The sequence below is a fragment of the Brevundimonas sp. genome, from assembly GCF_030656255.1.
GTDB lineage: Bacteria > Pseudomonadota > Alphaproteobacteria > Caulobacterales > Caulobacteraceae > Brevundimonas.
Genome location: NZ_JAUSOE010000104.1, coordinates 24,977 through 50,447 on the forward strand (window position 1 = coordinate 24,977; position 25,471 = coordinate 50,447).

At 68.1% G+C, this 25,471-nt stretch carries 22 protein-coding genes; 16 read left to right on the top strand and 6 right to left on the bottom strand.

The genetic code is table 11. The features are described 5' to 3' along the window. Nucleotide 1: 1 nt before the first annotated feature. The gene (uvrB, locus tag Q7J26_RS10580; protein WP_304936413.1) at nucleotides 2-2,344 is read right to left on the bottom strand and encodes an excinuclease ABC subunit UvrB; all 2,343 of its coding nucleotides are present in this window, start codon (nucleotides 2,342-2,344) and stop codon (nucleotides 2-4) included. Nucleotides 2,345-2,728: 384 nt separating this feature from the next. Between uvrB and Q7J26_RS10585 the strand changes: the two genes are divergently transcribed. The 4 genes from Q7J26_RS10585 to Q7J26_RS10600 all read left to right on the top strand — a co-directional run bounded on the left by Q7J26_RS10585 (nucleotide 2,729) and on the right by Q7J26_RS10600 (nucleotide 9,106). Next, nucleotides 2,729-5,617, top strand: coding sequence for a TonB-dependent receptor domain-containing protein (locus Q7J26_RS10585; RefSeq protein ID WP_304936414.1), 2,889 nt, complete (start codon nucleotides 2,729-2,731; stop codon nucleotides 5,615-5,617). Nucleotides 5,618-5,780: 163 nt separating this feature from the next. After that, nucleotides 5,781-6,113, top strand: coding sequence for a PadR family transcriptional regulator (locus Q7J26_RS10590; RefSeq protein WP_304936415.1), 333 nt, complete (start codon nucleotides 5,781-5,783; stop codon nucleotides 6,111-6,113). 26 nt (nucleotides 6,114-6,139) lie between these two features. Continuing rightward, entirely contained in the window at nucleotides 6,140-7,252 is a 1,113-nt protein-coding gene (locus Q7J26_RS10595; protein ID WP_304936416.1) for a hypothetical protein, read from the top strand. Between the two features lie 78 nt (nucleotides 7,253-7,330). Then, nucleotides 7,331-9,106: an SLC13 family permease gene (locus Q7J26_RS10600; RefSeq protein WP_304936417.1), complete on the top strand. Its 1,776-nt coding sequence runs from the start codon at nucleotides 7,331-7,333 to the stop codon at nucleotides 9,104-9,106. 40 nt (nucleotides 9,107-9,146) lie between these two features. Here the strand turns inward: Q7J26_RS10600 and Q7J26_RS10605 are convergent, their stop codons facing one another. Next, nucleotides 9,147-9,464, bottom strand: coding sequence for a hypothetical protein (locus tag Q7J26_RS10605; protein WP_304936418.1), 318 nt, complete (start codon nucleotides 9,462-9,464; stop codon nucleotides 9,147-9,149). A 92-nt stretch (nucleotides 9,465-9,556) separates the two neighbouring features. Beyond that, a complete protein-coding gene (locus Q7J26_RS10610; protein WP_304936419.1) occupies nucleotides 9,557-12,187 on the bottom strand; it encodes a M14 family metallopeptidase in 2,631 nt (876 codons plus the stop codon). Between the two features lie 113 nt (nucleotides 12,188-12,300). Here Q7J26_RS10610 and Q7J26_RS10615 point away from each other — a divergent pair, with 113 nt between their 5' ends. From Q7J26_RS10615 to Q7J26_RS10635, 5 genes are read left to right on the top strand one after another with little or no spacing between them, the layout of a single operon-like run. Beyond that, a complete protein-coding gene (locus tag Q7J26_RS10615; RefSeq protein ID WP_304936420.1) occupies nucleotides 12,301-13,002 on the top strand; it encodes a hypothetical protein in 702 nt (233 codons plus the stop codon). Between the two features lie 44 nt (nucleotides 13,003-13,046). After that, nucleotides 13,047-13,730, top strand: a complete 684-nt coding sequence (locus Q7J26_RS10620; protein ID WP_304936421.1) for a hypothetical protein — start codon at nucleotides 13,047-13,049, stop codon at nucleotides 13,728-13,730. Beyond that, entirely contained in the window at nucleotides 13,720-13,929 is a 210-nt protein-coding gene (locus tag Q7J26_RS10625) for a helix-turn-helix transcriptional regulator (protein ID WP_154726509.1), read from the top strand. Before Q7J26_RS10620 ends, Q7J26_RS10625 begins: the two co-directional genes overlap by 11 nt. 57 nt (nucleotides 13,930-13,986) lie before the next feature. Then, nucleotides 13,987-15,066 (top strand): bifunctional transcriptional activator/DNA repair enzyme AdaA, encoded by a 1,080-nt coding sequence (locus Q7J26_RS10630; protein WP_304936422.1) that lies wholly within the window; start codon nucleotides 13,987-13,989, stop codon nucleotides 15,064-15,066. Then, nucleotides 15,059-15,628, top strand: a complete 570-nt coding sequence (locus Q7J26_RS10635; RefSeq protein WP_304936423.1) for a methylated-DNA--[protein]-cysteine S-methyltransferase — start codon at nucleotides 15,059-15,061, stop codon at nucleotides 15,626-15,628. The genes Q7J26_RS10630 and Q7J26_RS10635 overlap by 8 nt, the downstream gene beginning before the upstream one ends. Here the strand turns inward: Q7J26_RS10635 and Q7J26_RS10640 are convergent. Then, on the bottom strand, nucleotides 15,625-16,335 hold the full coding sequence (locus Q7J26_RS10640) for a LamG-like jellyroll fold domain-containing protein (protein ID WP_304936424.1): 711 nt from the start codon (nucleotides 16,333-16,335) through the stop codon (nucleotides 15,625-15,627). The genes Q7J26_RS10635 and Q7J26_RS10640 overlap by 4 nt on opposite strands. 108 nt (nucleotides 16,336-16,443) lie before the next feature. Between Q7J26_RS10640 and Q7J26_RS10645 the strand changes: the two genes are divergently transcribed. Further along, nucleotides 16,444-16,842: a host attachment protein gene (locus Q7J26_RS10645; protein WP_183198216.1), complete on the top strand. Its 399-nt coding sequence runs from the start codon at nucleotides 16,444-16,446 to the stop codon at nucleotides 16,840-16,842. A gap of 57 nt (nucleotides 16,843-16,899) precedes the next feature. On the opposite strand, the gene ilvA is transcribed toward Q7J26_RS10645, so the two are convergent. Next, on the bottom strand, nucleotides 16,900-18,417 hold the full coding sequence (gene ilvA, locus Q7J26_RS10650; protein ID WP_370651935.1) for a threonine ammonia-lyase, biosynthetic: 1,518 nt from the start codon (nucleotides 18,415-18,417) through the stop codon (nucleotides 16,900-16,902). Between the two features lie 206 nt (nucleotides 18,418-18,623). On the opposite strand from ilvA, the gene nadA reads away from it, so the two are divergent. Genes nadA through nadC form a run of 4 tightly spaced genes read left to right on the top strand, consistent with a single transcriptional unit; the run spans nucleotide 18,624 to nucleotide 23,017 of the window. Then, entirely contained in the window at nucleotides 18,624-19,715 is a 1,092-nt protein-coding gene (gene nadA, locus Q7J26_RS10655; protein WP_304936426.1) for a quinolinate synthase NadA, read from the top strand. A gap of 22 nt (nucleotides 19,716-19,737) precedes the next feature. Continuing rightward, nucleotides 19,738-20,631, top strand: coding sequence for a metalloprotease (locus Q7J26_RS10660; protein ID WP_304936427.1), 894 nt, complete (start codon nucleotides 19,738-19,740; stop codon nucleotides 20,629-20,631). Next, entirely contained in the window at nucleotides 20,628-22,160 is a 1,533-nt protein-coding gene (locus Q7J26_RS10665; RefSeq protein WP_304936428.1) for an L-aspartate oxidase, read from the top strand. Before Q7J26_RS10660 ends, Q7J26_RS10665 begins: the two co-directional genes overlap by 4 nt. Beyond that, entirely contained in the window at nucleotides 22,157-23,017 is an 861-nt protein-coding gene (nadC, locus tag Q7J26_RS10670; RefSeq protein WP_304936429.1) for a carboxylating nicotinate-nucleotide diphosphorylase, read from the top strand. The genes Q7J26_RS10665 and nadC overlap by 4 nt, the downstream gene beginning before the upstream one ends. A gap of 45 nt (nucleotides 23,018-23,062) precedes the next feature. Here nadC and Q7J26_RS10675 read toward each other — a convergent pair whose 3' ends face one another. After that, nucleotides 23,063-24,160, bottom strand: a complete 1,098-nt coding sequence (locus tag Q7J26_RS10675; RefSeq protein ID WP_304936430.1) for a cell wall hydrolase — start codon at nucleotides 24,158-24,160, stop codon at nucleotides 23,063-23,065. Between the two features lie 506 nt (nucleotides 24,161-24,666). Here Q7J26_RS10675 and Q7J26_RS10680 point away from each other — a divergent pair. Next, nucleotides 24,667-24,852 (top strand): hypothetical protein, encoded by a 186-nt coding sequence (locus Q7J26_RS10680; RefSeq protein WP_304936431.1) that lies wholly within the window; start codon nucleotides 24,667-24,669, stop codon nucleotides 24,850-24,852. A 232-nt stretch (nucleotides 24,853-25,084) separates the two neighbouring features. After that, entirely contained in the window at nucleotides 25,085-25,441 is a 357-nt protein-coding gene (locus tag Q7J26_RS10685; protein ID WP_304936432.1) for a DUF6481 family protein, read from the top strand. The last annotated feature ends 30 nt before the right edge of the window (nucleotides 25,442-25,471 follow it).

Here is a 25,471-nt window from a genome sequence, read left to right on the forward strand (position 1 = left end):
CCTACAGCCGCCCCTTCCTAAACGCCTCCGCCTTCTCCGCCGCCGCTTCCGCGCGCCACTTCTTCGGCGCCGACCGGTCCACCTCTTCCCCCGCCCCCGTCAGGGCCTCGTTGGCGAATTCCAGGTCCAGCAGCTTCATGCGCTTGATCTCGTCGCGCAGGCGGCCGGCTTCCTCGAACTCCAGGTTGGAGGCGGCTTCGCGCATGCGGCCTTCCAGATCCTTGAGCGCGGCCTGGAAGTTTGAGCCGACGAAGGGTTTGGAGGCTTCGGCGACGCCGGGGCGGGTCAGGCGGTCCATCTCGCGGGACTCATAGGGGCTGTCCATCAGCTCCTTGATGTCGCGCTTGACGCTTTCGGGCGTGATGCCGTGTTCGGTGTTGTAGGCCATCTGGCGTTCGCGGCGGCGGTCGGTCTCGGCGATGGCGCGCTCCATACTGCCGGTCATGCGGTCGGCGTAGAGGATGACGCGGCCGTCGATGTTGCGCGCGGCGCGGCCGATGGTCTGGATCAGCGACGTCTCGGAGCGCAGGAAGCCCTCCTTGTCCGCGTCCAGGATGGCGACCAGGCCGCACTCGGGGATGTCCAGACCCTCGCGCAGCAGGTTGATGCCGATCAGGCAGTCGAAGGATCCCAGACGCAGGTCGCGCAGGATCTCGATCCGTTCCAGCGTGTCGACGTCGGAGTGCATGTAGCGGACGCGGATCCCCTGTTCATGCATGTATTCGGTCAGGTCCTCGGCCATCTTCTTGGTCAGGGTGGTGACCAGGGAGCGGTAGCCGGCGCGGGTGGTGGCCTTGACCTCGTCGATAACGTCGTCGACTTGGTTGCGGGTCTGGCCGCTGACCGGGCGGATCTCGACCGGCGGGTCGATCAGGCCGGTGGGGCGGATGACCTGTTCGACGAAGACGCCGCCGGCCTGGTCCATCTCCCAGGCGCCGGGGGTGGCGCTGACGTGGATCGTCTGGGGGCGCATGGCCTCCCATTCCTCGAACTTCAGCGGGCGGTTGTCGATGCAGGAGGGCAGGCGGAAGCCGTATTCGGCCAGGGTGGATTTGCGGCGGTAGTCGCCGCGGAACATGCCGTTGATCTGGCCGATGGTGACGTGGCTCTCGTCCACGAACAGCAGGGCGTTGTCGGGGATGTATTCGAAGAAGGTGGGCGGGGGCTCGCCGGGGGCGCGGCCGGTCAGCCAGCGGGAATAGTTCTCGATGCCGGCGCAGCTGCCGGTGGCCTCCATCATCTCCAGGTCGAAACGGGTGCGTTGCTCCAGCCGCTGGGCCTCGAGCAGTTTGCCGTTCTCGATCATCCAGTCCAGCGTCTCCTTCAGCTCGGCCTTGATGCCGGCGGCGGCCTGGTTCAGCGTCGGGCGCGGGGTCACATAGTGGCTGGCGGCGTAGACGGTGATCTCGGCCAGGTCGGCGGTCTTCTTGCCGGTCAGGGGGTCGAACTCGGCGATGGACTCGATCTCGTCGCCGAACAGGGAGACGCGCCAGGCCCGGTCCTCCTGGTGGACGGGGAAGATCTCGATGGTGTCGCCGCGTTTGCGGAACATGCCCCGGTCGAAGGTCAGGTCGTTACGCTTGTACTGCAGCGCGATCAGGTCGGCCCGCAGCTTCGACTCGTCGATCTGGTCCCCCACCTTCAGGGTGAAGGTCATGGCCGTATAGGTCTCGACCGAGCCGATGCCGTAGATGCAGCTGACGCTGGCCACCACGATCACATCCTCCCGCTCCAGGATCGCCCGCGTCGCCGAGTGCCGCATCCGGTCGATCTGCTCGTTTATGGACGAGTCCTTCTCGATATAGGTGTCGGTGCGGGGGACGTAGGCTTCGGGCTGGTAGTAGTCGTAGTAGCTGACGAAATATTCGACGGCGTTGTCCGGGAAGAATGACTTGAATTCGGAATAGAGCTGGGCGGCCAGGGTCTTGTTCGGGGCCAGGATCAGGGCCGGGCGCTGGGTCTGTTCGATGACCTTGGCCATGGTGAAGGTCTTGCCCGAGCCGGTGACGCCCAGCAGCACCTGATCGCGGTCGCCCGCCTCGGCCTGGGCCACCAGTTCGGCGATGGCGGCGGGCTGGTCGCCGGCGGGGGTGTATTTGGTCTCGAGCCGGAAGCGGCCGCCCTTCTTCTTGCCCTCATGCGAGGGGCGGTGCGGGACCCAGTCGGCGGGCGCGGCGACGGGCTCCTCCGGCGTCAGGCGCGGGCCGGTGACGGGGGCGAACATCGGCATTTTCCCGGTGTCGCGCTTGAAGGCCGCGGCGGCCTCGCGCACGCCGGGGTCGGGCGTGTGGACGGGCTTGGCGGGTTTGGCGGCGGCGGGCTTCGGCGTCGAAGAACGGTTCATGAACAGAACTTAGTGTGCGGGATGCTGCGGCGCCAGTGAGGGTGGGCGGCGGGCGTCAGTGTTCGGTTCAAGGTCTAAAAATGGCAGGAAAACGGCGTGATGTGGAAATGTAATGCTTCATTCCGTCGCAATGTGTGGCCATTGGCGCTTAAATTCTCCTTTTTCCGTACAATTATGCGACTTTTTAGTTGCGGTATGTAAATCGTGTGCCTACCAAGGTCACCGAACGGATGTATTTGACATCGCAGTGGTATATATCCGTGATATCCAGCTGTTTCCGTAAGTATTGTTCAATACTGTTTGTGAATGAGGCGTATGCGTACTCGTAAAAATCACCTTTTGTCGTCGACCATGGTTGGCGGAATTGTGGCGGCGTCGCTGTCAATGCTTGCAGCTCCTGCCGCGATGGCTCAGGACGCGGCCGTTGCTCAGGCTGACGGGTCCGCCAGCGTCGAAGACATCGTCGTCATCGGTTCGCGCATTCGTCGCGACAACTATAACGCCCCGTCGCCGACCCAGGTCGTGACGCGCGAAGAGGCGACCCTGCAGGGCTTCGCCTCGACCACCGAGGCGCTGCAAAGCACCGCCGTCACGGGCGGCACCTCGCAGATCAACAACTCGTACGGCGGCTATGTCACCGACGGCGGTCCGGGCGCCAACACCATCGGCCTGCGCGGCATGAGCCCCAGCCGCACCCTGGTGCTGCTGAACGGCCGTCGCGTCTCGCCGGCCGGTTCGCGCGGCTCGGTCGGCGCGGCCGACCTGAACGTTCTGCCCACCGCCATCATCGACCGGGTCGAAGTGCTGCGCGACGGCGCCTCGTCGGTCTATGGCTCGGACGCCGTCGCCGGCGTGGTCAACATCCAGACGCGCCAGAACTTCGAAGGCGTGACGGTCGAGGCCCAGCGTAACGAGCCGCTGGAAGCCAATGGCGCCGGCGGTTCGACCCGTCTGTCGCTGACGGCCGGCGTGCGTGGCGACCGCTGGCGCGCGGCCGGTTCGGTCGAACGCTACGAGCGCGACGAACTGACCCTGCGCGACCGCGAGTTCACGCGTTGCCAGACCGACGGCTTCCGCAACGGTCAGGATTCGATCGATCCGCTGACCGGCCAGTCGAAATGCTACCCGATCACCACGACCGGCTCAAACGGCGTGACGATCAACACCATCGCCACGGGCGCGACAACCGGCGTCGCCGCTCCCGGCGCGGTCGGCACGACCTTCAACCGCTGGCGTCCGAACTCGGCCGTTACGACCGGCCTGGTCGGGTTTGAAGGCGTCGGCGGCACCGGCAACGACGTCAATGTTCGTGACACCTTCGAAGACCGGATGCTGAACGAGTCGCTGGTCACCCCGGTGGACATCACCACCCTGTACGGCGAAGTCGGCTACGATCTGCAAGCTCTGGGCAATGCCGAGATCTACGGCGAAGCCCTGTTCAACCAGCGCAAGTCGTCGCAGACCGGCTATCGCCAGCTGGCGCTGGACTACGCCGTCGGCAGCCCGCTGATCCCGACCAATTTGCAGGGCAGCGTCGCCTTCGCAGACCAAGGCCTGAACCAGGGCGATGACGTCGGCGTCCGCGCCTTCATCGGCTTCGGCAACGATCATTCCGAACAGGAAGTCGATTTCGGCCGCTATGTCGTCGGCATCAAGGGCGACTTCTTCCTGCCGGAATGGCGCTATGACGCCTACGCCAGCTATTCGCGCTCCAAGTCGACCTACACCAGCGAACAGTTCCTGACCGATAACCTGATCGCGTCTCTGGACGTGGTCAGCAACGGTTCGGGCGGTTTCCAGTGCGCTGATCTGGCGTCGAACCCGGGCTGTATCGCCGCCCCGGCCCTGACAACCCAGACCATAGCCGGCGCCCTGCCGCAGGATTGGGTCGACTATGTCTTCCGTCCGGTGACCGGCACGACCGAGTTCATCGAGAAGGTGGTCAGCTTCGGCATCGACGGTCCTCTGTTCAGCCTGCCGGCCGGCCGCGTCATGGGCTATTTCGGAGCCGAATGGCGCGAGTCCGAGATCGACGACACCCCTGGTCTCGATTCCCAGCTGGGCAACACCTACAACTACTCGACCTCGGCCATCACGCGCGGCTCGGACTCGGTGAAGGAAGTGTTCGGCGAAATCGAAGCGCCGATCCTGGTCGATCTGCCGGGCGTGCGCGAACTGACCCTGAACGGTTCGTTCCGCTATACCGATTATGACTCCTACGGCGACGACACGACCTACAAGGTCGGTCTGGTCTATCGTCCGATCGACTGGATCACCCTGCGCGGCACCTATGGCACCTCGTATCGCGCCCCGGCGCTGTTCGAGCAGTATGTGGGCGCCACCTCGGGCTTCCTGTCGAACGCCAGCGACGCCTGCAACGAGTTCGGCGCAGACGGCGTAAACGCCAACCGGGTCGCCAACTGCCGGGCCGAAGGCCTGCCGGACACCTATGAGGCGACCACCGGCGTTCAGGTCATTACCGAAGGCGGCGCCGACGCCGGCCTGTCGGCCGAGACTTCGACCAACATGACCGTCGGCCTGGTGATCCAGCCGCCGCTGCCCTCGGGTTGGGGCGATCTGGCCTTCGCCGTCGATTATTACGAGATCGAGGTCGAGAACGGCGTGTCGCGCACCGGCGCCGCGGAAATCCTGGACCGTTGTTACGACTCCAATCCGGAAGATTTCGCGGCCGACGCCGGCTTCTGCCGCCTGGTGTCGCGTGATCCGGCCGACAACGGCCTGACCGTCTCGGACAGCTACGTCAACCTGGCCACCGACAATGTGAAGGGGCTGGATTACACGGTCCGTTATCGCAAGGACGTCGGCCCCGGCACGGCGCTGTTCAACCTGGCGGTCACCCAGTACACGGAAATTTCGAGCAAGCTGTTCGCCGAAGATCCGCTGGAAGACTACACCGGCATGATCAACAATCCGGAGTTCACCGGAACGGCTGACGTCTCCTACGCCTGGGACAAGTGGCGCGTGCGCTACGGCGTCGAATGGATCCAGGGCACCGACAGCTACGCCTATTACGAAGAAGATCCGGCGACCTCTGACCTGGACCTCGAGACCGACGACTACTGGTTGCACAACGCTTCGGTCCAATATGCGTCCGACGGTTGGACCGCCACGCTCGGCGTTCGCAACCTGTTCAACGAAGACCCGCCGACCATCTCGTCTGGCTATTACAACCGGGTCGGCAACGCTCCGCTGTACTCGGGCTACGACTACCTGGGCCGCACGGCCTTCGTGAACCTGACCAAGTCCTTCTAAGGACGGCGTCAAGCGAACCGGACTAAGGGCGGCGGACTTCGGTTCGCCGCCCTTTTTCGTTCTTGAAAGCGTAGAGAACGTCACGAACTTGACTCCCTCATACAGTATGTCCCATACACTGTGTGTCACACACTATACGACGTCGTCAGTCGGGAGCGCGGGTTTGAGCCAGGATGAGGAACTGCTGTTCGAGAGCCTGCGGCTGGAGCTGCGGCGGGGGTCGTTGATCCTGGCCGTGCTGGCGAGCTTGCGGCGCGAGCAATACGGCTATTCGCTACGGGTCGCGCTGGGCGAAGCCGGGATCGAGATGGAGGAGAGCACCTTGTATCCGCTGCTGCGTCGGCTGGAGAGTCAGGGGCTGCTGGACAGCGAGTGGCGCGAGGAGGAGCGGCGCAGGAAGCGGTTCTATCGTCTGTCGCCGCGCGGGGAGGCCATGCTGGCGCGGCTGGCGGCCGAATGGCGGGGCCTGTCGGCCTCGCTGGAGAAGATGCTGTGAACATCGGGAAAGAGGGAGAGCGTGGGATGGACCTGGTTGAATCCTATCTGAAGGCCGTGGCGGCCCAGCTGCCGAAGGCGACGCGCGACGACATCGTCGCCGAGCTGCGTGACGAGATCATGGGGCGGCTCGAGGCGCTGGAAGAGCGGCTGGGCCGGACGCCGAGCGATGACGAGGTCGAGGCCCTGCTGCGCGAGGTCGGGCACCCGCTGACCGTGGCGGCGCGCTATCGGTCGGGGCCGCAGGCGCTGATCGGGCCGGAGCTGTATCCGTGGTGGCTGTTCGCGGTGAAGACCGCGCTGCTGGTGATGGCGTGCGTCACCCTGGTCGGGGTGGTGGCGCGGGTGCTGGGGGGCGACCTGTATGTGGGGCAGTCCCTCGGCGATGTCGTCGGCGGCCTGGTCAGCGGGGCGGTGTCGGTGATCGGGGTGGTGACCTTGATCGGCTTCGTGCTGGAGCGGCAGGAGAAGAAGCCGGACTTCATCGCCAAATGGCGGGTCAAGGACCTGGGCCTGTTCGAATTGGGCGGCGACATCGACGCCGAGACCTGGGGCCAGAGGCTGGCGCGCGGCGGGGCGGCGCTGCGCGAGGGCGCGGCCGCCAAGTCGGGGCCGGCGGTCAGGAAGAGCGCCGAGATGTCGCCGGTGGCGCGGGCGGTGTCCAGCGCCATCGCCTGGGCGGTCCTGCTGCTGTGGTGGACCGGTCTGCTGCCGGTCGCCTCGATCCGGCCCGACGAGGTGGCGGGGGTGCTGGACGGCGTCGACTACGGCCGGATCCTGGGACAGATCGTGGAGGCCGCCTATTGGCCCGTGACCCTGTTCGCGGCGGCCAAGGTGGTGTTCGACCTGATGCGGGCGGCGTCGGGCGGCGATGTGCGGCTGACGGCCCTGGGCGACATCGGGTTTGGGGCGGCGGCGGCCTGGGGTCTGCTGTGGCTGTGGTTCTGGTCGCCGCTGACGCCGGTGATCTGGGTCGGAACGGTGACGGAGTTCGCCGAGCGCCTCCAGTCGACCTTCCATCGGACGGCGGGCGACGGCGGCGGGCTGGCGGCGATCCTGATGCTGATCGTGGTCTGGGCCTTCCTGGGCGAAATCTGGCGGATGGTGCGGGCGGCGGGGCGACTGGTCGCGGGACGTTGAAGGGGCGTTGAACCTCCGGCCGGTTTCGCCGTTGCTGTCCATCGGCGGCGCTGGGCGGCCGGGGGCGAGAGCGACTGAGTGACTTTACAACAGGGTTTGGCCTTCGGCCTGGTGGGCCTGACGGTCGCGGCCTTCATCTGGGGGCGGTTCCGCTATGACCTGGTCGCCGTCGCGGCCCTGGTGGCGGGGTTGGCCATCGGGGTGATCCCGGCCGAGGCGGCGTTCGAGGGGTTCTCCAACGATGTGACGGTGATCATCGCCTGCGCCTTGATCGTGTCGGCGGCCTTCGCCAAGTCCGGCATCGTCGAAATGGCCCTGAAGCGGATCATGCCGTATCTGAAGACTGAGCGGTCTCAGGTGCCGGTGCTGACCACGGCCGTGACCCTGTTGTCGATGGTGACGAAGAACGTCGGCGCCCTGGCCATCATGATGCCGGTCGCGCTGCAGGTCAGCCGGCGCACGGGGACCAAACAGTCGCGGCTGCTGATGCCCATGGCCTTTGGCGCCATGGCTGGGGGGATGGTGACCCTGGTGGGGACCGCGCCCAACATCCTGGTCGCCGAGGTGCGCCAGGACATGATCGGCGAGCCGTTCCAGATGTTCGACTATGCGCCGGTGGGTCTGATCCTGACCGGCGTGGCCCTGGTGTTTCTGGCCTTCGGCTATCGGCTGCTGCCCAAGGACCGGACGGGGAGCATCGGCCTATCGGCGGCCCTGTCGGCCAACGCCTATCTGACCGAGGCGCGGGTGCCCGACGACTGGACCCTGGAGGTCAGGCCGATCAGCGCCCTCAGGGCCATGGCGCCGGACGATATCCAGGTGATGGCCCTGATCCGTGACGGCAAGCGCAAGACCCGGCCGCGCGGCAACACCCTGGTGCGGGCCGGGGACACCCTGCTGATCAAGGGCGATCAGGAAGCGCTGGAAGAATTCATCGTCGCGACCAAGCTGAAGCTGGTGCGCGGCGACCGGCCGGTGCTGCTGGAAGAGGCCAAGGACGAGGTCCATCTGGTCGAGGCGGTGATCGGGGCGGACTCGTCCCTGACGGGGCAGTCGGTGCGGTCGCTGGACCTTTACGGCCAATACGGGCTGAACCTGCTGGGCGTGTCGCGCAGCGGCTATGAACTGACCCAGCATCTGCGGACGGCCAAGCTTCAGGCCGGGGACGTGCTGCTGTTGCAGGGATCGGAATCCGGCCTGCCGGGGCGGCTGGCGACCCTGGGCCTGCTGCCGCTGGCCGAGCGCGAGATGCGGCTGGGCGGCAAGCGGCGCAAATTCCTGCCGGCCGTGGTGCTGGCGGCGGCCATGGTGATGGTCGGGTTCGGCCTGATCCCTGTGGCCATCGCCTTCTTCGGGGCGGCGGTGGTGATCGTGGCCATGGGCGGGCTGAAGATGCGCGAGGCCTATGCCGCGCTGGACGGGCCGCTGCTGGTGCTGATCGCCGCCCTGATCCCGGTGTCGGACGCGATCCAGCAGACGGGTGGGGCGGACCTGATCGCCGGGGGGCTGAAGTCGGTGTTCCAAGGCATTCCGCCCGTGGTGGCGGTGGCGGGCATGATGTTCGCGGCCATGGCGGTGACGCCCTTCCTGAACAATGCCGCGACGGTTTTGGTGGTGGCGCCCATCGCCGCGACCCTGGCCCAGCAGTTGGGCTACCGGCCCGACCCATTCCTGATGGCGGTGGCGGTGGGGGCGGCGTGCGACTTCCTGACCCCCATAGGGCACCAGTGCAATACGCTGGTCATGGGGCCGGGGGGATACAAGTTCTCAGACTATCCCAAGCTGGGGGCGCCGCTAAGCCTGCTGGTGCTGGTGATCGGTCCGCCGGTCATCCTGCTGTTCTGGCCGATGTGAGAAGCGCCGGTCCCTGTGCTGGGACCGGCGCTAGCGGCCGTTAGGTCGAGCGGGAGGGCGCGACGGCGCAGGTCAGTCGGCCGTTGTCGTTCTGGATCTGGGCCCCCCGGCAGCTGCGGACGCTCAGGGTCGAAGAGACCGACTGGCCGTCCTTGGCGATGCAGCGCGCGCGCAGGCGGTCGCCATTCAGGCTGATGCTGCGGCAGGTCTCGCGATAGGCGCCCACCGGCAGGGCGCGGCCCGAGGCGGCCGGTTCCGGGCTCGGACGGTCCTGGGCCGTGGCGGTGAAGGCGACCAGGCCGGCGGCCCCGATGGCCGCGCTGATGGTGGCGAGGGTGGAAAGAGACAGTCGTATCAAGGCGTAGCTCCCGTTTTTCTATTTGCGCCTCTGCGGGCGAAAAACGAGGTTATGCCTGTCTGGGCCTGTGTCCAGCCCTGATCGCCGGGTCGTTACCAGCGGGGCGAGACGTGGGCCGGCCCCTTGAACACCGCATTGGCGAACAGAGGTTTCAGCCCCTCCAGATAGCCGCGCACCGTCGGGTCCTGGGTGAAGGCGATCAACTGGCCCGATCCGAGGGTCTCGACCATCACGACCGGCTTGAAACCGAGCTGGGCCTGGTTCTCGGCCCACAGCTGGCCCGAGGCTAACAGTCGGTCGGAACCTTCGAACCGCACGGCGTTGACGCCCTCGCCGCGCATCAGCGGGGCGTAGATGTCGGCGCCCCGCACCAGGACATTCAACTCGGACGGCAGGCCGGCGCCGATCCAGTGGTCGGGATCGACATGGGCGCGGGCCAGGACGCCGGCGACCGAGTCCGGGCCGTGGTCGCTGTGGGCCAGCAGGGCGGCGTAGTCGGTCTGGTTGGCGATCCGGGCGGGGCTCTCGGGCTTGTCGTCGTCCTTGTCCGAGGCGCCGTCCTCGCGACGCGACGCCAGCATGTCGCTGTCGGGGTCGGTCAGCAGGCGGGTGGCGGTTCCCAGGCTGATCAGGGTGCCGCCGCGCGAGACCCAGTCGTGGAGCGCCTTGACCCCGTCCTCGCCCAGGACGGACTTGTAGTCCCGGCCCTCGGGCAGGATCAGGACCTGGTATTGCGACAGGTCGGCCTCGCCGAAGCTGGCGGCGCGGATGGCGGTGACGGGATAGCCTAGGTCGCGTTCCAGCAGCCAACGGGTCGCGCCGGCGGCGTCGGGGGCGGCCGGGCTGTCCCAGGCCAGAGCGATGCGCGGCGCGCGCAGCCGCACCACGTCGCTGGAGCCGAAGCCGGCGCCGCGCTCGACCCAGGACTCGTCCACGCCCACGATCTCGGCGCCCGTGGCGGCGGCGAGACGGTTCAGGGTTGCGACCAGGTAGGCGGGCGCGCCGGCTTTCGGCAGAACCAGGGTGCCTGCGGGCCAGTCGCGGCCGTTCTGAGTGAAGGCCTGGTCGGCGGAGCTGATCGTCAGCCCGGCCTGGAGGGCGGCGGCGAGGAAACGCGGCTGGCTCGAACCGGGGGCGACGAGGAAGCCGTAGCGGGCCTCGGCGTTCTGGACGGCGGCAGGCGTGACCAGTTCGGGGCCGCGCGCATCGACGGCGACGCCGGGCGCGCTGCTGCAACGGGCGGCGTCGACGCCGAACATCAGGGGCAGGGACCAGGCGGTGACGTCATAGATCTCGTCGCCCAGGCCGCGCGCGCGACGGCGCTCCTGTTCGGCCAGGAAGGCGGGCGGGACGGGCACGTCGCGGGTCAGCAGCACCTCGGCCATCCGGCGCTGGGGCTGGGCCAGGTTGATCACATAGTCGCCCGCACGGTGCTGACCGGCGCAGGAGAAGGCCTGGCGCGCGACCCCGACCTCGATCCCAGAGCGGACCAGCAGTCCCGCCAGACGGTCGGCGGCGGCGGGATCCGACGCGCGCGACAGGACATAGGCGCCGCGTCCCGCCACCCCGTCGCGGTGATAGGCGTAGAAGTCGTTCAGCAGCCGGTCGTGATTGCGCGAGGCCGTCTCGATGGTGGCCAGGGTGGCGGTCAGATGGGCGCGGACCGTGTCGGCATAGGTGAAGACCTCGCCCGAGCTGCGCCGCGCGGCCAGACCCCGGGCCGAACCGGCCTCATAGGTCATGGAGACCGCGCCCAGATAGCCGGGCCAGCCGTCGCCATAGCCCGGATAGAAGGCGTCATAGACCTTGCGGTTGAAGTAGGGCAGGCCCGCCGCGTCGAACCGGGCGCCGGTATTGCGGCCGAACAGGGCGCGGTTCTCCAGAGTGCGCGGCCATATCCACGGGTTCAGGGGCTCGGCCTCGGGCGGGAAGAAGAAGGTCTCGTCCGAGCCCATCTCGTGGCTGTCGACGACCACCTGGGGCCGCCATTCGCGGACCTGGGCCGAATGGCCCTGGGTCTCCGGCTGGGTCTGGATGAACCAGTCGCGGTTCAGGTCGAACAGATAGTGGTTGTAGCGGCCGCTGGGCCAGGGCTCGTCGCGCTCGGCCGAGGCGGGGTCTGGATTGGGCGCGGACCCACGGCCCGAGGCGAAGCTGTTGAGGAAACGCTCGCGCCCGTCCGGGTTCTGGGTCGGGACGAAGACGACGACGGTGTTGGCCAGCCAGGCCTGGGCGGTCGGGTCGGTCAGCAGGCGGCGGGCGGCCTCCATGGCGGCGTCGGCGGGGCTGATCTCGTTGCCGTGGACCGAATAGGCCATCCAGACCAGGACCGGCTGATCCGCGATCAGGGCGGCGGCCTGCTGGGGCGAGGTGCGGCGCGGATCGGCGAGGGCGCGGGCGTCGGCCTTGATCCGGTCCAGCCGGGCGATGTTGGCGGGCGAGCCGACGGCGGCCCAGAACAGGGGCCGGCCCTCCCAGGTCGTCGCATAATCGCCCATCGCCATCCGATCCGGAGCGGCGGCGCGCAGGGCCTCGAAATAGCGGCGCACGTCGGCGGCCCGCGTGATCTCCTGACCGCTGTCATAGCCCAGGGTCTGACGCACCGTGGGGATGTCGGCGTCCGTCTGGCGCGCGGCGGCGGGCTGAACCGCCAGCAGGGCGGCGGCGCAGGCGCCGGCCAGGCTGAAGGCGAGCGGACGCACGGAACGACGATGACTGGACATGAACTGAACCCCCCGGGAGAGGGACACCTTAATCGGGGCACGGAAAAAGAAAACGGCCTTGACGTGTAACCTATAGGTGATATGTCACCTCAAGGTTACGTCAGGAGGGCGACATGAGCAACATCGACGATCAAGCGATCCAGCGCGTGAAACTGGAAAGAAAACGGTGCTGGTGGACGGCGATCGCCCTGGCCGTCGTCGGCGCCGCAGCCATGGTCGGCGGCGCGGGGTTCGCGATGGTTTCCGGCGTAGAAGGCGACCAGGCGACGGCGGCCGGCGTGGCGACGGGGATCGGATTTGCTCTGACGCTCATCGGGGCGATCTGGGCGTGGAGCGCGCGTCCGGGCCAGTCAATCATCGTGGCGGCGAGCGGCGAAGGAGCGCGGCGTGACAAGCTGGAGCGTGCGCGCACCCAACAGCTGGTGATGCTGCCCGTCGTGCTGCTGCTCTTCATGGCGCAGGCGCATCAGGCGATGGGGCGGATCCTGGGCGGGGACCATAATCTGGGCGCCTATGTGCAGGTGCTGCTGCCGGTTCTGTACGGCTGGCTGATCCCGCTTATCGTCATGGGTTGGGACGCGCACACACGCAAGAACCGCCGGTTCCTGGAAGACGAATTGACCCAGTTGATGCGGGCCAGATCGATGATCCTGGCCTTCGTCGTGCTGATGACGGGTCTGACCGTGGCCCTGGGCCTGGGGTTGTGGCGTGCCCAGTACGGGGTCATGGCCTTGCCCTATGTCCTGGCCTTGGGCGGGGCCTCGGCGGGGCTGCGGTTCGCCTGGCTGGATCGGGAGGCCGGGCGCGATGGCTGATTTGCAATCGGATTGCGGCGCGAAAGTCTTGAGGAGCGGCGCCTATGGATGAGGATGAAAAGCAGGCGACCCTGGCGCGTGAACGTCGCCGCCGCCGTCGGCATGGGTTTGCTCTGTTGGTCTTCATGCTGGGCGTCATCGGAATCGGCGCGCTGGCCCTCGGCGAAGACGGTCCTTATCCGCAATGGGCCGTAGCGGTCGCAGGGGCAGGCGGCGCCGCCATGCTAGTCGGGGCGATCCTGGCTTGGTTCAGCAAGCCCGGCGAAGATCGGCGACGGCTGGACGCGATCATGACGTATCGGGATCGCGTTCAACGGAACCGCACAACCCAGTTGTTCACCATGAGCCTGATGGTTCTGGTTGAGGGGATCATGATCGTCGGCTTCTCGGACGATCTGCTCGCCGGGCGTGTCAATGAGGCTGTGGCGCCTTTACTGATTGTCGTCACGTTCAGCTGGCTCATTGTTATGACGGTGATGGAGTGGGACGGCGGTTCGCGGAAGATGAAGAAGTTCCTGGACGACGAACTGTCCCGTCATATCCGAGCGCGCGCGACGGGCTTGGCCTTCATCGTCCTGATGGCGGGCGCCACCCTGGCGCTGGCCGCCAGCGTGTGGGCGCCGAACTGGACGCCGCTGGTGCTGGCCTTCTCTCTGCTGGCTTCGGCGGGGGCGGCGGCCTTGCGGTTCGCGCTTCTGGATCGAGAGGCGTCCGGCGATGGGGAGTAGTCGGCTGGGGTTGAGGCTGAAGGAGGTCCGCACGGCGGCTGGTCTTACCCAGGCCCAACTGGCCGACGCCGCCAAGGTGTCGCGCAAGACGATCAATACGGTGGAGAACGGAGTCTTCATCCCCTCGACCATTGTGGCCCTGGATCTGGCGCGGGCGCTGAACACGACGGTCGAGGCGATCTTCTATCTGAAGGACTGAGCATCCATGTCCGAAAACCGCGAGACATCGCCGGGCTGAACCGCCATCCTGCGGGCCATGGAACAGACGCTGGATCAGGAGGCTTGCTGGCGGGCCTTGGGGGCGCGGGACGCCCGGTTCGACGGGCGGTTCTTCACGGGCGTGACCTCGACCGGCATCTATTGTCGGCCGGTCTGTCCGGCGCGGACGCCCCGGCGCGAGAATGTGGTGTTCCACCCCACGGCGGCCTCGGCAGAGGCGGCGGGGTTTCGCGCCTGTCTGCGCTGCCGCCCCGAGACGGCGCCGGAGATGGGGGCGTGGCGGGGCACGTCGAACACCGTCAGCCGGGCCCTGGCCCTGATCGAGGCGGGGGCGCTGGACGGGGGCGACGCCGAGACCCTGGCGGCGCGGCTGGGGGTGGGGGAACGGCATCTGCGGCGGCTGTTCCGCCAGCATCTGGGGGCGGCGCCCGTCAGCGTGGCCCAGACGCGCCGCGTGCTTCTGGCCAAACAGCTGATCCATGAGAGCGACCTGTCGATGGCCGAGGTGGCGATGGCCTCGGGCTTCGGCAGCGTGCGGCGGTTCAACGAGACGTTTCAGGCCCTGTACGGCCGGCCGCCGTCCGAGCTGCGTCGGCGCAAGGTGGAGAGCGAGGGCGGGGGCGCGGTGAAACTGGGCCTGGCCTATCGCCCGCCCTATGACTGGACCGCGATGATGTCGGCCCTGGCGGCGCGGGGCGCGCCGGACGAGGCGGTGGCCGACGGGGTCTGGCGGCGCAGGTTGCGGGTCGCGATGGATGGGACGGACGGCGAGGTTTCGGTGCGCGCCGGGGCGGAGGGCCGGGCGGCGGTCGAGGCGCGGGTGGACGAGTTGAAAGCCCTGCCCGGGGTGCTGGCGCGGGTGCGGCGGGTGTTCGACCTGGCCGCCGATCCCGAGGCGATCCGGCGCGATCTGTCCGGCGATCCGGACCTGCGCGCGGCCGTTGAGGCCTGGGCCGGACTGCGGCCTGCGGGCGACTGGATCGACGCCGGAGAAGATGCGCCCAGCGACCGGCTTGAGACAACGGATGCGGCCCTGATGGCGCGGGCCGAGCGGTGGCGGCCGTGGCGGGCCTATGGGGCGCTGTACTGGAAGATGAAGGAGACGGGCGATGTCTGAACAGATTGAAGCGAAGGCGGTGCTGCGGCCCGTGACCCAGAGCTTGAGCCTGGCCCTGACCCTGGATCGGATCGGTTCGCCGCTGGGCCAGGTGCTGGTCGTCACCGACGCCGAGGGGGCGGTGCGGGCGCTGGATTTCCACGACTATGAGGACCGGATGCGGCGCCTGCTGCGTCGCCATTACGGCCCGGTCGCCCTGACGGAAGGACGGGCGCCTGAGCCGGTGCGGGCGGCGGTCGCGGCCTATTTCGACGGCGATCTGGCGGCGTTCGACGCGGTGGTGGTGAAGACCGGCGGGACCGTGTTTCAGCAGGCGGTGTGGGCGGCGTTACGGGCCATTCCCGCCGGCGAAACACGCAGCTATGGCCAGCTGGCCGCCGCCGTCGGATCGCCCAGGGCGGTGCGGGCGGTGGGGCTGGCCAACGGCTCCAATCCGGTCGGGGTGATCGTGCCTTGTCACCGGGTGATCGGGGCGAACGGAACCCTGACAGGCTATGCGGGCGGGCTGGAGCGCAAACGCTGGCTGCTGGCGCACGAGGGCGCCGGCGGGCGACTGATCTAGCGCCGGGTGAACCGTTCGGGCGGCAGGGCGGCGGGGGTGAACCGGGCCTGGCGGACGGCGCCGTTGAAATAGTTCAGCCGGTTGATGCGACAGCCGACAGAGGCGCGGCCGGGGCCTTGCGCCGTGAAGGCCAGGGGCGCCTCGCCCTGAAGCACGCCGTCGACATAGGACCGGTACAGCCGCCCGTCGAAGGTCTGGGCCACATGGAACCACTGGCCGCAGGGATGGAGGCGTTCGGGGAAGATCAGGGTGTGGTTATAGCCGGGGCCGCGCGTGAAGGCGTCCAGGTACCAGCGGTCCTGAACCACGCGGATCTCGAACAGGAACCGGGTCTGGGACGGCGGCTGGCCGGGTGGAGCCTCTTCGGCCAGATGGAGCCAGCGTTGTTCAAAGGCGCCGCCGTCGGGCCGGAACAGAGCCTCGAAGGTGAAGGTCTCGGCGCCCGCCAGAGGGTGCTGGTCTATGAACAAGGCGTCGTCCACCCCGTCGAACCGCACGGCCCGTCCATAGGGGCTGTCGATCAGGACCGGAGCGCCCTCGACCTTGGTCGCGACGCCGCCGATGTCGGTCAGCCGGTCGAAGGTCCAGACGGCCTGGGGCGGCGTCTGATGCAGCGTCGGGGCCGGCAGGGCGGCGCAACCCGGCAGACTTAGGCCGACCGCGCCCGTCAGGAGGCTTCGACGGTCAAGGCGGGCAGGCGGGATCATGCAGAGGCTCGCATCGGCTGGCCCGCGACACCAGGTCATCGCAATGGATAGGCAACGGCCTGGCTCCGGGATCGTTACCCTAGACCATAGACCGAAAGAGTATCGACGATGAAACTATCCAATGGCGCGCTGGTGGCGGTGGTCGACGGCGAAAAGCTGGTCCTGTTCAAGAACACGAACGCCCAGGAAATCCGGCTGTCGCCGCTGGAGATTCCGGCGATGGAGGATCGGGTGTCCGGCTCGTCCGGCCGTCGCTCCAGCGAGGCCAACCCCGATAACGACACCCAGGCCGAAGACGGTTTCGCCATGGGCGTGGCCGAGGTTCTGAACAAATGGTCGGTCACCAACAAGATCGATGAACTGCTGGTGATTGCGGCGCCCAAGACCCTGGGTGAGCTGCGCAAACACTGGCACAAGGACCTGGAGTCCAAGCTGGCCGGCGAAATCGCCAAGGATTTGACGGGACACAGCACCGATCAGATCGCAGCTGCGATCGAAAAAGCCTGAATTAAATCAGGTTGATTTGAGGGCGGCGGCTGGAAACGGTCGCCGCCCTTGGCGTGTCTAGACGCCGTCCAGGAACAGGCGGCAGGCGGGGTTGGCGGTTTCGTCGACGTAGGGGTAGCCGAGGTCGGCGAGGGCGGCGGACAGCTGGGCCTGTTCTTCGGGGGGGACGCTGACGCCGGCCAGCACCCGGCCGACGTCGTCGCCGTGGTTGCGGTAGTGGAACAGGGTCAGGGCCCAGGCTGGCTGGAGGCTGTTCAGGAAGCGCAGGAAGGCGCCCGGCCGTTCGGGGAACTGGAAGCGCAGGATCCGTTCGTGGGGCAGGCCGACGGTGCGGCCGCCGACCATGTAGCGGACGTGCAGCTTGGCGGTCTCGTTGTCGCTCATGTCCTCGACGGCGTAGCCGTTGGAACGCAGGGTCGCGATCAGGTCGTCGCGCTCGTGCGGGCCGTTGCGCAAGGCGACGCCGACGAAGATCTGGGCCTCGCCGTCGCCGGACCAGCGGTAGTTGAACTCGGTCACCGAACGACCGTCGAGGCTGTCCAGGAAGCGGCGGTAGTCGTCGCGGTCGTCCTTCATGGCTACGGCCAGCAGGGCCTCGGCGCCCTCGCCGATCTCGGCCCGTTCGGCGACATGGCGCAGCCGGTCGAAGTTGAGATTGGCGCCCGAGTTGACGGCGATCAGCGTTCCCGCGCCGGGATGGGCGGCGGCCCAGGCCTTGAGGCCCGCCAGGGCGACGGCGCCCGAGGGTTCGGCGATGGCGCGGCTGTCGTCGAAGATGTCCTTGATGGCGGCACAGATGGCGTCGGTGTCCACCAGGACGATTTCGTCCAGCAGGTCCTTGCACAGGCGGAAGGTGTGATCCCCGGCGCGGCGCACGGCCACGCCGTCGGCGAACAGGCCGACTTCGTTCAAGGTCACGACTTCGCCGGCGTCGATGGCGGCCTTCATGGTGGGGGCGTCGACCGGCTCGACGCCGATGACGCGGGTCTCGGGGCGCAGGAATTTGAGGATGGCCGCCATGCCGGCGGCCAGGCCGCCGCCGCCGATGGGCACGAAGACGGCCTCGATCGGGTCGGCGTGCTGGCGGGCGATCTCAAGCCCCACCGTGCCCTGACCGGCGATCACGTCGGGATCGTCGAAGGGGTGGATGAAAGCCGCGCCGGTCTGGCTCTCCAGATGGCGGGCGTGGGCGTAGGCCTCGTCGAAACTGTCGCCGTGCAGGACCACCTCGCCGCCCAGGGCGCGGACGGCCGCAACCTTGATTGCGGGGGTGGTGGTGGGCATGACGATGACGGCGGGGATGTTGCGGCGGGCAGCGGCCAGGGCCACGCCCTGGGCGTGATTGCCGGCCGAGGCGCAGATCACGCCCTTTGACAGTTCGGCCTGCGACAGGCCGGCGATCTTGTTGTAGGCGCCGCGGATCTTGAACGAGAAGACGGGCTGCAGGTCCTCGCGCTTCAGCAGCACGGGCCGCGCGAGCCGCGCCGACAGGCGACGCAGCGGATCGAGGGGCGTTTCCTCGGCCACGTCATAGACGCGGGCGGTGAGGATGCGGCGGATGGTGTCTTGCATCAAAATGTCGGGCGAAGCGGGGGTGAGGAAATGAAGTCGCCGTCCGTCTAAGCGATATTGCCCCGTTTGTGAAAGGTTCGTGCGTTGATGGCGGCGAACTCTCCCATGCGTGAGAGGGGCGCAATGGATTTCTCTTGCGCGCGGCCCCCATCGGCCTACATTGGATTTGCTTATGCTAACTTTGAGCATAAGGGTCTAGGGAGACGGTCATGGCGGAGGGTTCGACCCTTGGGGCCTTTGGTCTGACGAAGGAACTGGAGCGGGAGACCGCCGGGGTGTGGGCGAAGGTCAAGGACCACGTCACGCCGCTGGAGTGGCCCGAACAGGCGCGGTTGATCAGCGAGATCAACCGGCTGAAGCGCGAGCGCGACGCCGTGATCCTGGCCCATAACTATATGACGCCCGAGATCTTCCACGGGGTCGGCGACTATGTCGGCGACAGCCTGGGCCTGGCCAAGGAGGCCGCGCGGTCGGATGCGAAGGTGATCGTCCAGGCCGGCGTGCACTTCATGGCCGAGACCTCGAAGATCCTGAGCCCGGAAAAGACCGTGCTGATCCCCGATCTGCGGGCGGGATGTTCGCTGGCCTCGTCCATCACCGGGGCGGACGTGCGGCTGATCAAGCAGCGCTATCCGGGCCTGCCGGTCGTGACCTATGTGAACACCACGGCCGATGTGAAGGCCGAGACCGACATCTGCTGCACCAGCGCCAACGCCGTCCAGGTGGTCGAATGGGCGGCCAAGGAATGGGGCGTGGATCGGGTCATCCTGATCCCCGACGAATATCTGGCGCGCAATGTCGCGGCCCAGACGACAGTCGGGATCATCGCCTGGAAGGGCCGCTGCGAGGTCCACGAGCGGTTCACGGTGGACGACATCGCCGAGATGCGGGCCGCCTATCCGGGCGCGGAAATTCTGGCCCACCCCGAATGCCCTGAAGACGTGCTGGCGGCGGCGGACTTCGCCGGTTCGACGGCGGCCATGACCGACTACGTCGAGGCGCGTCGGCCCAAACAGGTGGTGATGATCACCGAATGTTCGATGGCCGCGAATGTGGCCGGGGACGTGCCGGGCGTGCAGTTCATCGGCCCGTGCAACCTGTGCCCGCACATGAAGCGGATCACGCTGCAGAACATCCACGACTGCCTGCTGCACATGCAGTTCGAGGTGACGGTTCCGGCCGACATGATCGAACGCGGACGCCTTGCCGTGCAGCGGATGATCGACCTGCCGCCGCCGGCGGTCCCGGCCCGCTATGACCTGGTCAAGGCGCGCCATCACGTCGATGTGGAGCTGATCTGAGCGTGACGCGGCGATCGGTCTCGTGGTCGGGACCGGTTGCTGCGCCCATCTGGACGCCATGAGCAATATCGACACCCCGAACCGCACGCCCGATCGCATCCCCGGCCCTTGGGATCCCAAGCCCGAGGACCCGGCCGTGCGCGCCGCCCCCGCAGCCCCGGCCGAGATTCCGGTCGAGAAGGATCAGAGCCTGATCTGGGCCCTGCTGTCGACGGCCCTGATGGGCGGCTTCCTGTGGTGGATCACCGGTAGCGCCATCGTGGCCGGCGCAGTGCTGATCGGTCTGTTCGTCCATGAGGCGGGGCACGCCCTGGCGATGAACAGGATGGGGATGGGGCCGGCGCGGATTTATATCATTCCCTTCCTGGGCGGGCTGGCCAAGGCGCGACGGGAGCCGAAGAGCGAATGGGACGGGGTTCTGGTGTCCCTGGCCGGGCCGGCCTTCGGCCTGTTGGCCATGATCCCGTTTGTCGGGGTGTGGCTGGCCACAGGGCAGGGGGAGTGGCTGATGGGCGCCTTCTTCATCGCCATGCTGAACCTGGTGAACCTGGTCCCCGCGCCGCCGCTGGACGGGTCCAGGGCCTTGGGACCGGTGCTGACGCGGGTGCATCCGCGGCTGGAGCAGATCGTGCTGCTGGTCATCGGCGTGGCCGTGGTCTGGTGGGGACTGTCCACCGGGCGGTTCATCCTGGCCGCCTTCCTGGCCCTGTCGGTCTTCGCCCATCTGAAGCGCGGCGTCTGGCGCGCGGCCTGGGGCACGCTGAGCTGGCCCGAGGCGGGCAAGAGCCTGGCCCTCTACCTTCTGACCCTGGTCGTGTGCGCGGCGGCGGCCCTGGGCGCCCTGTTGCCCATGGTCGGGGGCGATCCGGCCGGGGCGGTGAGCCTGGGCCTGAACTATCTGGGAGTCGGGCGATGAACCGAACGCGACATGACGGGCCCTTGATCGTCGGCGCTGGTCTGGCGGGCCTGTCGGCCGCGCTGGAGGCGGCGCGGGCGGGGGCTGAGGTTCTGGTGCTGACGCCGGAGCCTTTGCTGAACGCCTGTTCGTCCGCCTGGGCTCAGGGCGGGATGGCGGCCGCGCTGACGGCTGTGGATTCGCCGGAGCTGCACGCGAAGGACACCGAGGCGGCGGGCGCGGGCCTGGTCGAGCCCACGGCGACGCGGGCCTTGACCGAGGCGGGGCGCGAGACGGTGGAATGGCTGGCGGCCCTGGGCGCGCCGTTCGACCGGGATGCGGACGGCGGCTTCGTGGTCAGTCTGGAGGCCGCCCATTCGGTGGCGCGCGTGGCGCGGGTCGGCGGCGACGGGGCCGGACGGGCCATCCTGTCGGCCGTGGTAGCGGCCGTGCGGGCCGAGAAGCGGATCACGGTCTGGGAAGACGCGCGGCTGAAAGCGCTTGTTCAGGACGCCGACGGCCGGGTGGTCGGGGCGGTGGCGGCGCGCGGGCCGGGCGGGCGTCTGGTCGAGATCACGGCGACGGCGGTGGTGTTGGCCACCGGCGGGGCGGGCGGTCTGTTTGCGGCCACCACGACGCCGGCGGCGCTGAAGGGCGAAGGCCTGGCGCTGGCGGCCCGGGCGGGGGCGGAAATTCTGGATCCCGAGTTCGTGCAGTTTCACCCCACCGCCATCGACGTGGGTCTGGATCCTGCGCCGCTGGCGACCGAAGCTTTGCGGGGCGAGGGGGCGCGTCTGATCGACGGCGAGGGCCGGTTCCTGCTGGGCGAGGCGCCCGATGCGGACCTGAAGGCGCGCGACGTGGTGGCGCGGGCGGTCCATGCGGCGCGGATGGAGGGACGGGGCGCCTATCTGGATGCACGCGCGGCCATCGGCGAGGCCTTCCCGCACGAGTTTCCAGCCGTCTTCGCCGCCTGTATGCGCAGCGGCCTGGACCCGCGCATCAGTCCGATTCCGGTGATGGCGGCCTGTCATTATCATATGGGCGGGATCGCCGCCGACGCCGACGGGCGCACCACGGTGGCGGGCCTGTATGCGGTCGGCGAGTGTGCGGCCGCCGGGGTGCATGGGGCGAACCGGCTGGCGTCCAACTCCCTGCTTGAGGCGGCGACCTTCGGGCGGCGTGCGGGACAGGCGGCGGCGCTGGAGACCGGCGGCGGACGGCCATTACCGGTCGAGATTACGCCGGACCTGCCCGAGGCGGTCCTGGCCGAGCTGAGAACCGCGATGACGGCCCATGCGGGGGTGGTGCGGGATGAGGCGGGCCTGTCGGGCCTGATCGCCCTTATCGACCGGCAGGAGACCCAGCATGGCCCGGCGGCGGCGCTGGAGGCGGCGCGTCTGGTCGTGCAGGCGGCGCTGGATCGGCGTGAGAGCCGGGGCGGCCATTATCGCTCGGATTATCCGCAGACGGCGGCCGTGGCGGACCATACGCGGGTGCGGAATGTGCGCTCTGCGATGCGTCCGGCCGTGCTGGAGCCCGCCGCATGAGCCGGTCCTTGCCGGATGTTCTGATCGAGCCGGTGGTGCGGATGGCCCTGGCCGAGGATCTGGGCCGGGCGGGCGATGTGACGGCCATGGCCTGTATTCCCGCAGACGCCCGGATGAAGGCGGGTTTTGTGGCGCGCAAGCCCGGCGTGTTGGCGGGGATCGACTGCGTGCGGTTGGCGGTGCTGGCCATGGACCCGAAGGCTTCGGTCGATCGGCGGCTCAAGGACGGCGCGGCCTTCGAGGCCGGGGCGGTGCTGGCGGTGGTCGAGGCCGAGGCGCGGGCGTTTCTGTCGGCCGAGCGGACGGCGCTGAACCTGGTCGGGCGCCTGTCGGGCGTGGCGACCCTGACGCGGGCCTATGTTCAGGCGGTGGACGGGACCAAGGCGCGGATCGCGGATACGCGCAAGACCACGCCGGGCCTGCGGGCGCTGGAGAAACATGCGGTGGCGTGCGGCGGGGGGATGAACCATCGCTTCGGCCTGGATGACGCCATCCTGATCAAGGACAACCATGTGGCCGTGTGCGGCGGGGTGGCCGAGGCCGTGCGGCGGGCGCGGGCCTTTGCGCCCCATCTGATGAAGGTCGAGGTCGAGGTGGATGGGCTGGATCAGCTGGAGATCGTGCTGGACCTGATCGCCGAGGGCGCTGCGCCGGACGTGGTCATGCTGGACAACTTCGGCCTGGACGACCTGAGGACCGCCGTGGAGCGGGTCGCGGGGCGGCTGATGCTGGAAGCCTCGGGCGGGGTCGATCTGACGACCGTGCGCGCCATCGCCGAGACCGGGGTGGACGTGATCTCGGTCGGCGCCCTGACCCATTCCGCGCCGGTGCTGGACATCGGCCTGGACGCGCTGTGAGGACGTAGCGCGGGAGCGGCTTCGAAAAGACGCTCCCGGCTGCGATCAGACCGGGTTTGAAACGTCCGTGGCCTCGACCTTGGCGGACGTGGACACGGGCCGAGCCGTGCGGGCGGCGGTCTGGTTGGCCGGCTGCGACGCGGGCTGGGCGCGCGGCGCGGTCGTTTCGGCTTGAGGCGTCGTCTGCGGGCGCGGCTGGGGCGCCGGGGCGGTCGGTTCCGGAGCGGTCAGGCCTTCCTGGGCCAGGACCAGGGAATAGGCGACGGCCTGGCCGGCCTGGCGGGCGGCCTCGACCGGATCGAGCCCGGCCTGGATCAGGCGGGGCTGGTCGCCCGAGGTGGAAGGACGCGCGGCGTAGGTGAAGGCCCCGCTGGAGCCCGACCGACCGCCGAAGCGATAGAAGAGGTGGCTGCCGACCTGGTTCACCCGGATCAGCGAGTTGCGCCACACGGGCGAGACGCCGGTGGTGTGGAAATGGGTGGCGTTGCCGACGGCCGAATAGACCGAGCCCGACAGGGCGCCCGAGGCGATGCTCTTGGCGCGGTTCCAGGCCGCCGAGTTCACCCGACCGCGCATCGCGCCGTTGCAGGTGAACGAGAACTGGCAGCCGGTACGGCGCGCGGCGCCCTGATAGACGACGCCGCAGATGGTCTTGGGGAAGGCGGGGTGGCGGACGCGGTTCAGGACCACCTGGGCCACGGCCTGCATGCCGTCGCGGCCTTCGCCGCGGGCTTCATAATAGACGACCTGGGTCAGGCAATCGAGATCGCGGCTGGCGTCCAGGGCGTTGGCCATGCGGAAAGGCTTGGCGCCGACCGGCGTGGTCAGATTGGCGCGACGCAGGTTCGGGTCGCGGTTGTCGTTCAACTGGTCGAGGCGGGCGGCCAGGAGTTCCGCCTGGCGGTCGCGCTGGGCGGAGCCTGCGCTGGTGTAGGGATCGTGTCGACGTGCGATCGAGAGCGCGCTGGCGTCCAGGCCCCCGGCGGCGGCCGAGAGGGCTTCTTCGGTGAAGCCGGCGGCGGTGGCGCCCTGAATCCGTTCGGCCTGGGCGCGCAGCGTATTCGCCTGCGCCAGGGTTCCGCCCAGATAGGCGCCGCCGATCGCCAGTCCCACCAGACCGCCAAAGGCCGCTGCAGCCGTCATGGGCTTGATCTTCGCCACACGATCGGCGCGCGACGCGGCGCGCGTCTGAGAGGAATGCGACAACGAGTTAGTCCTGTTCAGCAGGGCGAGAAATGCTGCCCCCGGGTAGTCTCGCCTGCTGGGCGACTCTGACGGTCGCGTTCCAACTGCGTTCAACGCTCGGCTCACTGTGCCCGACGTCGAGGACGGGCCTATATAGCGAAGTTTGTGACCTGAATGTGGCTGATTCGCAAGCCTGCGGTTAAGGCGTCGAAACGATTAGGTATTTTCACTGTATCACACAGAGGGAATGACAATCCGGGCTGGAATGTGACAGTCATGATATCGAATACTGTATTGCATTGCAGTAGGTCTTCGTTCGCAAATGTGACAGTCGGCGATGTCAGCTAAAACGCCTGTGGGGTTCTGTTCATTTTACGATCAGGGATCGTATTCGCGACTTGGTTCTGGTTCGGGAACCTGTGCGTTGCGGTCGCGTTGAAGCGTCACCTTTGGAGAGAAGCCTCATGTCGAAACCCCTAGTGATGGCGGCCGTCGCCGCCGCAACCCTGGCCCTGGCCGCCTGCGGAACCACGATCGAACAGAAGGCGGCGAGCGGCGCAGTGGCCGGCGCCGTCGTCGGCGGACCGGTCGGCGCGGCTGTCGGCGGGGCCGCCGGAGCGGCCGTCGGTCAGGCCCAGAAACCGAACTAGAGTGGACCGCGCCCTTGTTTCGGCAGGGGCGCGACCTATCTGCATCACTGGACGGGCGATGCGCGACATATGCGCGTCAAATCGTGCGTCCGTCCGATTTCGCTGCGGTGAACCTTGCTTTTGGCGCGCGTATCGGCTTTGTGCGGCCCGCTTCTGGCCGTGCGTTTTTTCGTCGCCGCCCGATCCCCGATAGCCGCCCCTGGCTGTTCACAAGGAACCCTGACGCTTTCGCATGAAAGATCTGAAGACCGGATTTTCCGACCGCATTACCGCCCAGCAGGAGGCCAAAAAGGCCCTGCTCGCCAAATTCAAGCCGAAGGCCGCCGCCCCCGACCCTGAATTCGAACGCCTGGCCGAAAAACGCGCCGCCGAGAAGGAAGCCCTGCGCCAGCAGCACGAGCTGGCCAAGGCCGAACAGCGCCGCGAAAAGGCCGAGAAGGACGCGGCCCGCATGGCCGCCGATCTCGAAGCCCAGGAAGCGGTCGAGGCCGAGAAGCGCGCCGACCGCAAGGCGCGCAAGCAACTGACCAAGGAAGAGCAGAAGGCCAAGCGCGACGCCCGCTATGCCGCCCGCAAGGCGCGTCGCTAAGTCTCTGAAGGCTCTGCTCTGAAGATCGAC

Excerpts from the sequence above, each read along its gene's own strand:
- Q7J26_RS10620 (WP_304936421.1), top strand. The coding sequence starts at position 13,047 with ATGGATGAGGATGAAAAGCAGGCGACCCTGGCGCGTGAACGTCGCCGC.
- uvrB (WP_304936413.1), bottom strand. The coding sequence starts at position 2,344 with ATGAACCGTTCTTCGACGCCGAAGCCCGCCGCCGCCAAACCCGCCAAG.
- Q7J26_RS10640 (WP_304936424.1), bottom strand. The coding sequence starts at position 16,335 with ATGATCCCGCCTGCCCGCCTTGACCGTCGAAGCCTCCTGACGGGCGCG.
- Q7J26_RS10615 (WP_304936420.1), top strand. The coding sequence starts at position 12,301 with ATGAGCAACATCGACGATCAAGCGATCCAGCGCGTGAAACTGGAAAGA.
- nadA (WP_304936426.1), top strand. The coding sequence starts at position 18,624 with ATGGCGGAGGGTTCGACCCTTGGGGCCTTTGGTCTGACGAAGGAACTG.
- Q7J26_RS10680 (WP_304936431.1), top strand. The coding sequence starts at position 24,667 with ATGTCGAAACCCCTAGTGATGGCGGCCGTCGCCGCCGCAACCCTGGCC.
- Q7J26_RS10610 (WP_304936419.1), bottom strand. The coding sequence starts at position 12,187 with ATGTCCAGTCATCGTCGTTCCGTGCGTCCGCTCGCCTTCAGCCTGGCC.
- Q7J26_RS10665 (WP_304936428.1), top strand. The coding sequence starts at position 20,628 with ATGAACCGAACGCGACATGACGGGCCCTTGATCGTCGGCGCTGGTCTG.
- Q7J26_RS10585 (WP_304936414.1), top strand. The coding sequence starts at position 2,729 with ATGCTTGCAGCTCCTGCCGCGATGGCTCAGGACGCGGCCGTTGCTCAG.
- Q7J26_RS10625 (WP_154726509.1), top strand. The coding sequence starts at position 13,720 with ATGGGGAGTAGTCGGCTGGGGTTGAGGCTGAAGGAGGTCCGCACGGCG.
- nadC (WP_304936429.1), top strand. The coding sequence starts at position 22,157 with ATGAGCCGGTCCTTGCCGGATGTTCTGATCGAGCCGGTGGTGCGGATG.
- Q7J26_RS10595 (WP_304936416.1), top strand. The coding sequence starts at position 6,140 with ATGGACCTGGTTGAATCCTATCTGAAGGCCGTGGCGGCCCAGCTGCCG.
- Q7J26_RS10630 (WP_304936422.1), top strand. The coding sequence starts at position 13,987 with ATGGAACAGACGCTGGATCAGGAGGCTTGCTGGCGGGCCTTGGGGGCG.
- Q7J26_RS10645 (WP_183198216.1), top strand. The coding sequence starts at position 16,444 with ATGAAACTATCCAATGGCGCGCTGGTGGCGGTGGTCGACGGCGAAAAG.
- Q7J26_RS10685 (WP_304936432.1), top strand. The coding sequence starts at position 25,085 with ATGAAAGATCTGAAGACCGGATTTTCCGACCGCATTACCGCCCAGCAG.
- Q7J26_RS10675 (WP_304936430.1), bottom strand. The coding sequence starts at position 24,160 with ATGACGGCTGCAGCGGCCTTTGGCGGTCTGGTGGGACTGGCGATCGGC.
- Q7J26_RS10635 (WP_304936423.1), top strand. The coding sequence starts at position 15,059 with ATGTCTGAACAGATTGAAGCGAAGGCGGTGCTGCGGCCCGTGACCCAG.